This is a genomic window from Alcaligenes faecalis, from assembly GCF_002443155.1.
GTDB lineage: Bacteria > Pseudomonadota > Gammaproteobacteria > Burkholderiales > Burkholderiaceae_B > Alcaligenes > Alcaligenes faecalis.
In genome coordinates, this window is the sequence record NZ_CP023667.1 from 184,771 (window position 1) to 196,269 (window position 11,499).

Below are 11,499 nucleotides of genomic sequence, written 5' to 3' on the forward strand. Positions count from 1 at the left end.
GGTGATTTTCTAAAGGCCGTCACTATGGGTATCAACCAGCTAAAGTACCAGAAAACACCAGCTTGGGGCATGGCGTCCGCGCTTCCTCGCCCGTCCTTGAGCGCTTTGATGGTGTTTGCACTGGGTTTGGTCGGCTGTGCGGGGTCGCAGTCGCCGCAAGCCCAGACCCATTCCCCGGATCCTGTCGTTGCCAAGCAAGCTGTTGTGTTGCAGCCTGCCAAAGAGGCCGTGCGTCGGTGGGATCGAGTCCCGCCTGTGCCGCCAACGGCCCGTCAGGCTTTGATTGACGCCCGTGATGCCATGCAGGCCAAGCGTTGGACGGCGCTCGATGCCTTGGCTCCGGTTGCCGCCAATGATCCTGTTCTGGGTTCTTACGCCGAATACTGGCGCTTGCGCCGGATTTTGCAGGATACGACCACGCCTGTGCCTGATGAACAAGTTCGTTTGTTCCTGAGCGGCAATCAAGACGAATACCTGGAAAATCGCCTGAAGTCCGACTGGATTGTGGCGGCTGCTCGTACCGGCAACTACGCCCTGGTGCGCGAGCTGTCCCCGGTCAATGCCCCCACGTCGGCCGTGAAGTGCGCGGTGGCGTCGGCCCAGAATGTGGCCGGACAGCCTGTGGATGTGCAGGACCTGCTGGCGTCCTTCTCGCCCAGTCAGGCTTGCTGGTCGGCATTGGACCAGTTGTACGCCCGTAAAGTGGTCAGCAAGAACCAGGTCCGTGACCTGATGCGTGACGCTCTGGAAAATAACCGTACATCCCAGGCTCGCCGTCTGGCTGCGATTATCTTTACTGCGCCACAAATGAAGGACTACACCGCTTTGATGGCCTCGCCACAGAAGTGGCTGGATCGGAACGTGAACAACAGCTCGGTCAATCCGGAGTTGGTGTCCTTGGCCTTGTCCCGTCTGGGCCGTGGTCAGCGTGATGCCGCAGCGGCCTATATAGACCGTACCTGGGCTGGCAAGATCCCCCAGGAAAACCTGAATTGGGTTTGGGGGCAATTTGGTTTGATCAGTGCCTTGCGGGTGGAAGACGACGCGGCTAAATGGTATCGCCGCTCTGGTCGTACCCCCATGACGGATTACAACAATGCCTGGCAAGTGCGCGCTGAGTTGCGGCAAGCTACCATTGACTGGAAGCATGTCTCTGCCGCCATCGACAAGATGAACGATGCACAAAAGGCCGAGCCGGTTTGGGTCTACTGGTCGGGACGTGCACACGATGCCTTAGGTCATAAAGATCAGGCGCGAGCCAAGTTCCAGTCTATTGTGGGTGATCTGAACTTCTACGGTCAGCTGGCCACGGAAGAATTGGGCCTGACGCCTTCTTTGCCTCCTCAACCACAACCTTTGACGCCGTTGGACATGCAGGATGCTCGTACCAACGCGGGCCTGCTGCGCGCGGTGGAGCTGTTCAAGCTGGGCTGGCGTCCGGAAGCCGTACCCGAGTGGAATTATGCTTTGCGTGGCATGAACGACAGACAGCTGCGTGCAGCGGCCGAGTTCGCGCGCGAGCAGCACATTTACGACCGAGTCGTGAATACGTCCTTGCTGACCAAGAATGAAATCGACTTCAGCCAGCGCTTTATCGCTCCTTTTGAAGGTCGCGTGACCGAGCAGGCCAAGTCCATCAATCTTGACCCGGCCTGGGTCTATGGCCTGATCCGTCAGGAATCGCGCTTTATTACCGATGCGCGTTCGGGCGTCGGGGCGTCAGGCTTGATGCAGCTGATGCCTGCCACCGCCAAGTGGGTAGCCAACAAGATCGATATGCGCGATTTCTCGCCTTCGCGAGTCAACGAGTTCGAGGTGAACACAGTGCTGGGCACCAACTACCTGAACATGGTTCTGGGTCAGCTGGATGGCTCGCAGGTGCTGGCGTCGGCAGGCTATAACGCAGGGCCAGGCCGTCCTCGTCAGTGGCGTGCGCGCTTGAATACCTCGGTGGAAGGGGCCATTTTTGCCGAGACCATCCCCTTTACCGAAACACGCTTGTACGTGAAAAACGTGCTCTCCAATGCCACCTATTACGCCATGATGTTCAGCGGCCAGCCGCAGTCCCTGAAAGGGCGTTTGGGTACGATTTCGCCTTGATGAGTCAGTCCATGCTTGATGACAGACAGCGAGCAGCCTTGGCGGCCCTGATGGGGCCGCCAGATCCTGTTCTGGAAGGCTTGCAGGTCTATGTGGTGGGCGGTGCGGTGCGTGACGCCCTGCTGGGTATGCCGGCGGGCGACAAGGACTGGGTGGTGGTGGGTGCCCGGCCCGAAGATTTGGCCGCCCGAGGTTTTGTACCTGTGGGCGGTGACTTTCCCGTCTTTCTGAATCCTCATAGCAAAGAAGAGTTTGCGCTGGCTCGGACCGAGCGCAAGTCTGGCCGTGGCTACAAGGGCTTTACCTTTTATACCGGCACAGACGTGAGCCTGGCGGACGATTTGCGTCGCCGTGATCTGACCATTAATGCCATGGCCGTGGATGCGGCGGGGAATCTGCACGATCCCTTGAATGGCCTGGCGGATTTACAGGCTCGCCTGTTTCGTCACGTGGGTACTGCGTTTAGCGAAGACCCTGTGCGTTTGCTGCGGCTGGCACGGTTTGCTGCCCGCTTTACCGAATTCACCGTGGCCGACGATACCTGGGCCTTGGCGCGTGAGCTGGTCGAGCAGGGCGAAGTGGACGAGCTGGTGCCCGAACGCATCTATCTGGAAATAGCGAAAGGTTTATCTGCCCAGCAGCCCGCTCGCATGTTCGAGGTACTGCGGGAGGTCGGCGCGTTAGAGCGTGTTATGCCCGGCTTGAACTACAACGATCAGGTGGGTCAGCAGGTGCAGATCGCCAAAGACAGGCGTCTGGATCTGGCAAGCTGCTTTGCCGTTCTGTGCCATATTTCGGACACCCCAGGACAGGTGGCCGAACAGATTCGTGCACCCTCTGAATGGCGCGACCAGGCCCGTCTTTTGCCGGTGTTGTTGGCCAGCCCTGCCTTGCTGCAGCCTCGTGCCGATGTGGAGTCTGCCTTGCAGGTCATGGAGTCTTTGGATGTCTTGCGCAAGCCAGAGCGCTTTATTCAGCTGATCAGTGCAGCAGCCTGCCTGCAGGGGGTACCGGAGCTGGAATGGGACTTTCTGCGCAAGGTGATGGCCAGTGTGGATGCCGGAGCCGTTGCCGCGCAGTACAAGGCCGAGCCAAGCAAGATTCGTGGAGCGGTGCGCGCGGCCAGGTTGGCTGCTTTGGAGCAGTCTGTTTAGTTTATGTGTGAGCAGCCTGGAGTGCATACTCAGAAAATAAGCGGCTAATAGGCCGCTTATTTTTTTCCGCTGAGTGTGTGTTCGTCTAGGGGGCGATGTCTCGGGGGAGTGTTCTGGCGCGGCTGCTTCACGCGAAAACGGCAAGGTTTATACCCTGCCGTTTGCTTATCTCTGCTTAGACTCTTGAAGGAAATGCCCTCAGGAAGTTCCCCAAGGCCGCTTTACAGACGCTCCCGTCGATCTCCGCTCATCGTGCCCAGTACAGGGGCAGCAATATTGCGCCCAATAATCAGCACTTTGAACAGTTCCCCCATTTCGGCTTCAGACAGCAGCTTGTTGGCAGCACTCATGGTCTGCGCCCATTGCTGTTGTACCGCAGGCGATGGATCTTCAGGCGGCGAAGCCAGGAAATTGGTAATGCCGCAATTCATCAGGAAGCGTGCTTGACTGGTATAGCCCAGCACATCCAAACCGGCCTCCAGAGCGGCATCCGCCATGGCAGTGAAGTCCACGTGAGCGGTGATGTCCTGCAAGCCAGCCAGTACCAGCGGCTCGGCGTGAGCAAAGTGACGGAAGTGGCACATCAAGGTGCCTTTGTCGCGTTGCGGATGGTAGTACTCACGCTGCGGAAAACCGTAGTCGATCAGAATGGCTGCGCCTTGCTTCAACCAAGTGCCCATGCTGCGTACCCAGGCTTCGGCTTGCAGATTGATTTCCGACAGGTAAAAAGGCTGGGCTTGAACGCGTTCGGCCACTAGCGTAGCCAGATGCTCCGGAGCGGGACGGGTAGCCAGGTAGAAAGGCGCTGGCAGGCCCTGTGCGGTACTGTCGTCTGCTGCAATGACACCCACCTCCAGCACCTTGCCTTCCACATCAAAGGTGAACAGGCTGGCAGGCATGGCATCCAGCACCTCATTGGCCACCACGCAACCCTTGAAGCTGTGTGGTGCGCTGTCCAGCCACTGCACTTGGGCCTCCAGGGGGGCCAGACGCTCCTGCTGACGTGCACGCAGGTCAGGTGACACTTCCAGAATCGAGTACTGCGGCTCGATACCTTGCTTGCGCAACTCTGTAATCAGCGCTTCGGCCAAAGCGCCGCTACCTGCACCAAACTCCAGAATGGACAGGGATTGACTGCCTTCCAGCACCTCCATGACCTGACGGCTCAGGGTCTGAGCAAACAGGGGAGAGAGTTCGGGTGCGGTCGTAAAGTCGCCCGTGGGCTGATTGCTGCCAAACTTGGTGCTGCCGCCCGTGTAGTAGCCCAGATGGGGGGCGTACAACGCATGGTGCATCCATTGGTCGAAAGGCAGGAACCCACCTTCATCTTCAATGCGGTCCAACAAGTAATCGTTAACTTGCCCTACGTGTTTTTTCAGCTCCTGGGACAGGGGAGGCAAACCGTGTGGCAGGGCAGGGGCGGACAATACGTTCATGGCGTCAGTTGGGCTTGTCGTTAGGTGTCTCGGAAGAAGCCGGGGCGGCGCTCTTGGCGCTGGCTTTCTTGGCCTGGGTCACTTGGTGCAGGGTGCGGATCATGCCTACCAGCATCCCGATCAGGATGGAGGTGACAGCGGCCAGGATGAAGTTGCCGTAGACAAACCATAAAGGCAGGCACAGAACGGCCATCAGCAATATGGGTTTTTGCAGCAGAATTTTCATACACCCTCAAAAAAATAGCGTGGAACCGGGGCCAATTGTAGCCCAGGCCAGTGCCGTGCTTGAGCTTGGCTGATGCTGCGTTACCATGGGCGTTTTGTCTGCTTAGCAAAGGGGTAGGGATGAACGACAGGGGACAGGCCAGCGCCTGGTTACAGGCATGGGCCCATTTGATTCCTAGTCCGGGCACGGTCCTGGATGTGGCCTGTGGTCGGGGGCGCAATGCCCGCTGGTTGGCCGAGCGCGGCAATACTGTGATCGGTGTAGATCGGGATCCGGAAGCCGTGGCAGCGACCTCGCCTTACGGGGAAATCATCCAGGCTGATATTGAAAACGGGCCCTGGCCTTTTGCCGGGCGCCAGTTCAATGCCCTGGTGGTGACCAAGTATCTGTGGCGTCCCTTGATGCCGACCTTGCTGGAGAGCCTGGAGCCAGGCGGGGTGCTGGTGTACGAAACCTTTGGGGTGGGCAACGAGCAATACAACACGCCGCGTAATCCGGACTTCCTGTTGCAGCCGGGTGAGCTGCTGCGCTGGTGCGCAGACTTCGATATCGTTGCCTATGAGCATGGTTTCCGGGCTGACCCGGACCATATTGTTCAGCGCATTGTCGCAGTGCGCCCGCGTGAGGGCGGCACTTTCAGCGATTACCGCCTGAATCCACAAGACGGTGGTGGCAGTATCTGCGAGTAAAGTATGTGCAGTTTTGAGCCAAGTGCAGCGCTTGGCTCAAAGCCATGTATCCGTTGTTGCTTGAGCGCGCGTATCGAATCGCGGCTTAAAACAGATAGGTACGCGCCAGCATGGACAGGGCCACAATAGCGGTCAGAATGCTGAAACCCTGTTGCAAGCGCACAGGCGGAATATGAGGGGCCAGTTGTCGGCCTATCACCATTCCGCCCATGGCCGAGGCCACAAATACCCAGCCGCTAAGGGGGATCTCCGCCCCGTGTGCCAGACTCATGGCCGACGCGCTCAGGGAAATCAGAGCGATCAGCATCAAGGAGGTGGCCACAATGCTGTGCATGGACAGGTCGCTGAAACGTTTCAAGGCAGGCACGATCAGAAAGCCGCCGCCCACGCCCAACATGCCTGAAAACAAACCTGCTACGGCACCAATTGAAGCCAGGGTGGCGGTGCCTACTGGCGTCCAGCGCAGGCGGCCGGTTTCCGGATTCAGACAACAGGGCGTATGAGCATGTGCCGTTGCCGCCGGACGGCGCAGCATCTTGGTGGCAATCCACAACATGATGGCGACAAACAGAGTCACCAGCACTTTTTCTGGCAAAGCGTGGCTGATGCGCACGCCCAGTGACGTCACCAAGGCACCCGTTACCGCCATGAACATGGCAGCTCTATAGCGCACGATATGTTTGTACAAACCATCCAGTGCACCGACCAGGGCCGCGGCACCTACAGCCAGCAAGGCGACTGGCGTGGCCGCCGTCATGCTGTAGCCCATGCCCAGCACCAGTGCGGGTACGGCCAAAATACCGCCACCCGCGCCAGTCAAACCCAGCGACAGGCCAGTCAGAATTCCCAGGATGATTGCAAGCGCCATAAGCCAGATGGCGTGACCCCGGCGGGGATCACGCCTTTTTCAGAAAGCGTAGTAATGGCTTATTGTACGCCTTAACTTCTTTTGGAAATTAGCTTATTTATAAAAGTAATTAATAGGGCCAGTTTCCATGGTTTCGCTTTAGCCCGAGTTACGCAGGCCGGCTGCAATACCGTTGATCGTCAGGTGAATCACGTGCTGCTTGTTTACACCGCTGCGTGTGGGCTTGTTGGCCTTTTCACCCTGACGGCGATGGCGGCGCAGCAGTTCCACCTGCAAGTGATTCAGCGGGTCGATATAGGCAAAACGTTCGGCCAGAGCATCTTGCAATGCCTGATCGTGCGCCAGCAGCTCGTGGCCGGTGATTTCACGGAACAACTGGTGTGTCAGTTCGAACTCGTCACGAATTTGCGTGAAGATGCTTTCGCGCAGCTCCGCGTCCTCGACCAAACCGGCGTATTTCAGGCCGATATCCAGGTCAGTCTTGGCCAGCACCTGTTCCATATTGGACAGCAGGGTGCGGAAGAAGGCCCAGTCACGCGCCATGGTTTGCAGTTGAGCCAAGCGCTTGCTGCGGTTCAGGCCATCATTGGGCAGTCCCGACTCCAGGTAGCGATTCAAGGCCGTGCCCATGCCGTACCAGCCCGGAATAGGCAGGCGGCATTGCGCCCAGGAGAAACTCCAGGGGATGGCGCGCAGGTCTTCAATGCTTTGCGTGGCCTTGCGCGACGATGGGCGCGAGCCGATATTCAGGCCAGCAATTTCCTTGATAGGCGTGGACTGGAAGAAGTACTGATCAAAGTTCGGCGTACCGTAGACCAACTGGCGATAGCTTTGATGGGCCTGCTCGGACATCCAGGCCATGGCGTCGCCGTACGCGGCCAGGTGCTCGTCGTCATTGGACGAGCCTTTGCGTGAACCCAGGCTGGCTTCCAGTGTGGCAGCCACAAACAGCTCCAGATGCCAACGACCCACGTCCGCATCCTTGTAGCGGCCTTGAATCATCTCGCCTTGCTCGGTCAGACGAATCTGGCCGTTCACGGTGCCTGGAGGTTGCGCCAGAATCGCGTCGAAACTGGAGCCACCGCCTCGGCCTACCGAACCGCCACGCCCGTGGAACAGACGCAGACGTACTTTGCGGCGTGAGAACACCTGCGCAAATTCACGCTCGGCACGGTACAGCGTCCAGTTGGAGGTCAGATAGCCACCGTCCTTGTTACTGTCCGAATAGCCCAGCATCACTTCCTGTACGCTGTCCTGAGCGTGACGCACACGCTGGCGGATTTCAGGCATGTCCAGCCATTCCTGCATGATTTGCGGGCCACGTTCCAAGTCAGGAATGGTCTCGAACAATGGCACAACCATCAGACCTTGATGCTCCGGCTCGTTTGAGTTGGGCACGATCAGACCGGTTTCCTGTTGCAGCACCAGCACTTCCAGCAAGTCGCTGAGGGTTTCGGTGTGCGACACAATGGTTTGTTCCAGCGCACGCGCACCAAAGCGGCGACGGCATTCGGCGGCTTTGCGCAGAATGGACAGCTCTTTCTCGGTTTCTTCCGAGTAGCGATACCAGGGTGAAACCAGGGGGCGATGGTGACGCAGCTCCGAGCGCAGCAAGGTGATGCGGTCTTCTTCGGACAACTGGCGGTAATTGACGGGCTCGTCCTTGTAAAGCGTGCCTGCCACGCGGAACAGCTCGTCCAGCACGCGCTCATGCACGTCCGAGCTTTGGCGCAGGTCTAAAGTGGCCAGATGGAAGCCAAAAACCTCCACGGCTTGAATCAATTCGTTCAAACGCAGGCCGGCAATGGCGCCGCCTTTGTTTTCAGCCAGAGAGTCGGCAATGATTTGCAGATCAGCCTTGAATTCTTGCGGGTTTGCGTAGGGTGGGGCGGCGTAAGTGGGGCGATCGGCCAGATCGCGGCCCAGCAGGTTCTGCGCTGTGGCCGCCATACGGGCGTACAGATGAATAAAGCTGCGGCGATAAGGTTCGTCTACACGGTGTGGCGACGGGTCTTGGCTGCTGGCCGACAAGGCCGCCAGGTCTTTGCTGACGCGGTTCAGTGCGTCGGACACGGAGATTTCCGTACCCAGCAGACGAATCTGCTCCAGATAGTGTTGCAGCGCGCGTGTCGACTGGCGCAGCACCGCTTGTTCAACCGTTTCAGGGCCCACATTGGGGTTGCCGTCGCGATCGCCGCCAATCCAGCTACCCATGCGCAAAAAGGCGGGCAGGGAGCGGGTTTTCTGATCCAGCAGGCTTTTTTTGCCCGGTTCCAGCAAACGGTCCAGGTCGTGGTACAGCTGCGGAATCGTGGGCAGGAAGGTGGAACCGTAATAGGCCAGGGCGTTGTCGATCTCGTCCATGACGGTCAGCTTGTGATCACGCAGCATGCGGGTTTGCCACAGCAGGGACACCAGACCGGTCAGTTTTTCCTGGGTGCGGGCTGATTGCGTGGCGCTGGCTTTGTGATCCAGGCCATTCAGCTCATCGGCAATGGCCATATGCACAGCCAGCGTACTTTGGCGCTGAACCTCGGTAGGGTGAGCCGTCAGCACCGGCATCACACAAGCTTCTTGCAGATAACGACGAATTTTCTTGGCGCTCAGGCCCTGGTCCATCAAGGTTTGAATGGCATGTTGCAGGCTGCCCAGCAGCTTTTCGGGATCTTGCTCTTCGCGGCGACGGTTCTGGTCGCGGTCCTCGGCAATATTGGACAGGTGTAGAAAGTAGGCAAAGGCACGGGCCACGGAACGGGCCTGCGCATCGTTCAGCTTGGGAATGTCTTTTTCCAGAATCCGAGCTTGCTGCGGATCGTGTTCACGTCTGAAACTGACAGCCGCCCGGCGCAGGGCTTCAATCAGCGTGAAGGTCGCCTTTCCTTCGCTGTCACGAATCACCTCTCCCAGGGCCTTGCCCAGAAAGCGGATGTCCTGTCTAAGCAGGTTGGAAAGGTCAGGCACGGCCTGCGGCATAATAGATCTCCTGTTAAATAAGGGGTTTTGCTGCAAAGGATTCTGGGTGCCAGATCGGTAGCCGCCCTACTATAAGACGCCAGCCCGACCTTGACGCGCACAAAGCGCCTTGGGACGTTTATGATAGGTATCTTTACATAATTTTCCTGTTCAGAGAGTAGTCATGCCCCAATATCGCTCCCGTACCTCGACCCACGGTCGGAATATGGCCGGCGCGCGTGCCCTGTGGCGCGCCACCGGTATGAAAGACGAGGATTTCTCCAAACCGATCATTGCGGTGGTGAACTCCTTTACGCAATTCGTACCGGGTCACGTACACCTGAAAGACATGGGCCAGCTGGTTGCCCGTCAAATTGAAGCGGTCGGCGGTGTGGCGAAAGAGTTCAACACCATTGCGGTGGACGACGGTATTGCGATGGGTCACGGCGGCATGCTGTATTCCCTGCCTTCGCGCGAACTGATCGCCGACTCGGTGGAATACATGGTCAACGCCCACTGTGCCGACGCCATGGTGTGTATCTCCAACTGCGACAAGATCACCCCCGGTATGCTGATGGCCGCCATGCGCCTGAACATCCCTGTGGTGTTTGTGTCGGGTGGACCGATGGAAGCGGGCAAGGTCTACTCGCCAGACGGCAAGACGGTGGTGCAGAAGCTGGATCTGGTGGACGCCATGATTCAAGCCGCTGACCCTAACGTGACTGATGAACAGGCTGAAGCCGTTGAGCGCAGCGCTTGTCCTACCTGTGGCTCCTGTTCGGGCATGTTTACCGCCAACTCCATGAACTGCCTGACCGAGGCGCTGGGCCTGTCCCTGCCTGGCAACGGCACCATTGTTGCCACCCACGCTCGCCGCCAAGGCTTGTTTGAGCGCGCTGGCAGCCTGATCGTGGATCTGGCCAAACGCTACTACGAGCAAGACGACGAATCCGTTTTGCCACGTAACATCGCTACCTATCAGGCCTTTGAAAACGCCATGACTCTGGACGTGGCAATGGGCGGCTCTACCAACACCGTGCTGCACTTGCTGGCTGCTGCCCAGGAAGCCGGTGTGGAATTTACGATGGCCGATATCGACAAGATTTCGCGCCGGGTCCCTTGCCTGTGTAAAGTGGCTCCCGCCACCCCCGAATTCCACATGGAAGACGTGCACCGTGCGGGCGGCATCATGGCCATTCTGGCTGAACTGGCCCGTGCCGACTTGTTGAATCTGGATGTGGGCAACGTACATAGTGGCACCTTGCGTGAAGCCATCAAGCGTTGGGACGTCAAGGGCGACAACGTCAAAGCCATTAGCGATTTCTTCCGTGCCTCTCCCGGCGGCATTCCGACCCAAGTGGCCTTCAGCCAGGACCGTTACTACCAGGAACTGGACACAGATCGCACTAAAGGCTGTATCCGTGACAAGGCTAATGCTTATTCGCAAGACGGCGGCTTGGCCGTGTTGTACGGTAACCTGGCCATCAACGGTTGTATCGTGAAAACCGCTGGCGTGGATGAAAGCATTCTGACCTTTACCGGAACGGCTCGTGTTTACGAAAGCCAGGACGATTCCGTTGCTGCCATTCTGGACGGCGTGGTCAAGGCAGGTGATGTGGTTATCATTCGCTACGAAGGCCCCAAAGGCGGCCCTGGTATGCAGGAAATGCTGTACCCCACCTCCTACCTGAAATCCATGGGTCTGGGCAAAAGCTCGGCCTTGTTCACCGATGGTCGTTTCTCCGGTGGCTCGTCCGGTCTGGTGATCGGTCACGCTTCGCCTGAAGCGGCTGAGGGTGGCAATATCGCCCTGGTGCAAGATGGTGACACCATCGAGATCGACATCCCTAACCGTCGTATCCACTTGGCCATCAGCGATGAAGAACTGGCCGCACGCCGTGCCGAAATGGAATCGCGTGGCTCCAAGGCCTGGAAGCCAGTGAACCGCGAGCGCGTTGTGTCGCAAGCCCTGAAAGCCTATGCCGCTTTGGCGACGTCGGCCGACCGTGGCGCTGTGCGTGATGTGTCGCAACTGGATCGCTAAGCTGATTTAGCTTTTAGCTGATGAAACCCC

General features: G+C 58.3%; 8 protein-coding genes. 4 read left to right on the forward strand and 4 right to left on the reverse strand.

Annotated elements, in window-relative coordinates; all coding sequences use genetic code 11:
* Positions 1-24 precede the first annotated feature (24 nt).
* Positions 25-2,100, forward strand: coding sequence for a lytic transglycosylase domain-containing protein (locus CPY64_RS00880; protein ID WP_080723835.1), 2,076 nt, complete (start codon positions 25-27; stop codon positions 2,098-2,100).
* An 11-nt stretch (positions 2,101-2,111) separates the two neighbouring features.
* Entirely contained in the window at positions 2,112-3,254 is a 1,143-nt protein-coding gene (locus CPY64_RS00885; RefSeq protein WP_226791459.1) for a tRNA nucleotidyltransferase/poly(A) polymerase-related protein, read from the forward strand.
* Between the two features lie 221 nt (positions 3,255-3,475).
* On the opposite strand, the gene CPY64_RS00890 is transcribed toward CPY64_RS00885, so the two are convergent.
* A complete protein-coding gene (locus CPY64_RS00890; RefSeq protein ID WP_052363018.1) occupies positions 3,476-4,690 on the reverse strand; it encodes a class I SAM-dependent methyltransferase in 1,215 nt (404 codons plus the stop codon).
* Positions 4,691-4,694: 4 nt separating this feature from the next.
* Positions 4,695-4,916, reverse strand: a complete 222-nt coding sequence (locus tag CPY64_RS00895) for a hypothetical protein (protein WP_042488077.1) — start codon at positions 4,914-4,916, stop codon at positions 4,695-4,697.
* 119 nt (positions 4,917-5,035) lie between these two features.
* Between CPY64_RS00895 and CPY64_RS00900 the strand changes: the two genes are divergently transcribed.
* Positions 5,036-5,605: a class I SAM-dependent methyltransferase gene (locus CPY64_RS00900; protein WP_042488076.1), complete on the forward strand. Its 570-nt coding sequence runs from the start codon at positions 5,036-5,038 to the stop codon at positions 5,603-5,605.
* A gap of 85 nt (positions 5,606-5,690) precedes the next feature.
* On the opposite strand, the gene CPY64_RS00905 is transcribed toward CPY64_RS00900, so the two are convergent.
* Positions 5,691-6,473, reverse strand: a complete 783-nt coding sequence (locus tag CPY64_RS00905) for a sulfite exporter TauE/SafE family protein (protein ID WP_042488074.1) — start codon at positions 6,471-6,473, stop codon at positions 5,691-5,693.
* A 138-nt stretch (positions 6,474-6,611) separates the two neighbouring features.
* The gene (gene ppc, locus CPY64_RS00910) at positions 6,612-9,446 is read right to left on the reverse strand and encodes a phosphoenolpyruvate carboxylase (RefSeq protein ID WP_042488073.1); all 2,835 of its coding nucleotides are present in this window, start codon (positions 9,444-9,446) and stop codon (positions 6,612-6,614) included.
* Between the two features lie 163 nt (positions 9,447-9,609).
* On the opposite strand from ppc, the gene ilvD reads away from it, so the two are divergent.
* Entirely contained in the window at positions 9,610-11,469 is a 1,860-nt protein-coding gene (ilvD, locus tag CPY64_RS00915; protein ID WP_042488070.1) for a dihydroxy-acid dehydratase, read from the forward strand.
* Positions 11,470-11,499 lie beyond the last annotated feature (30 nt).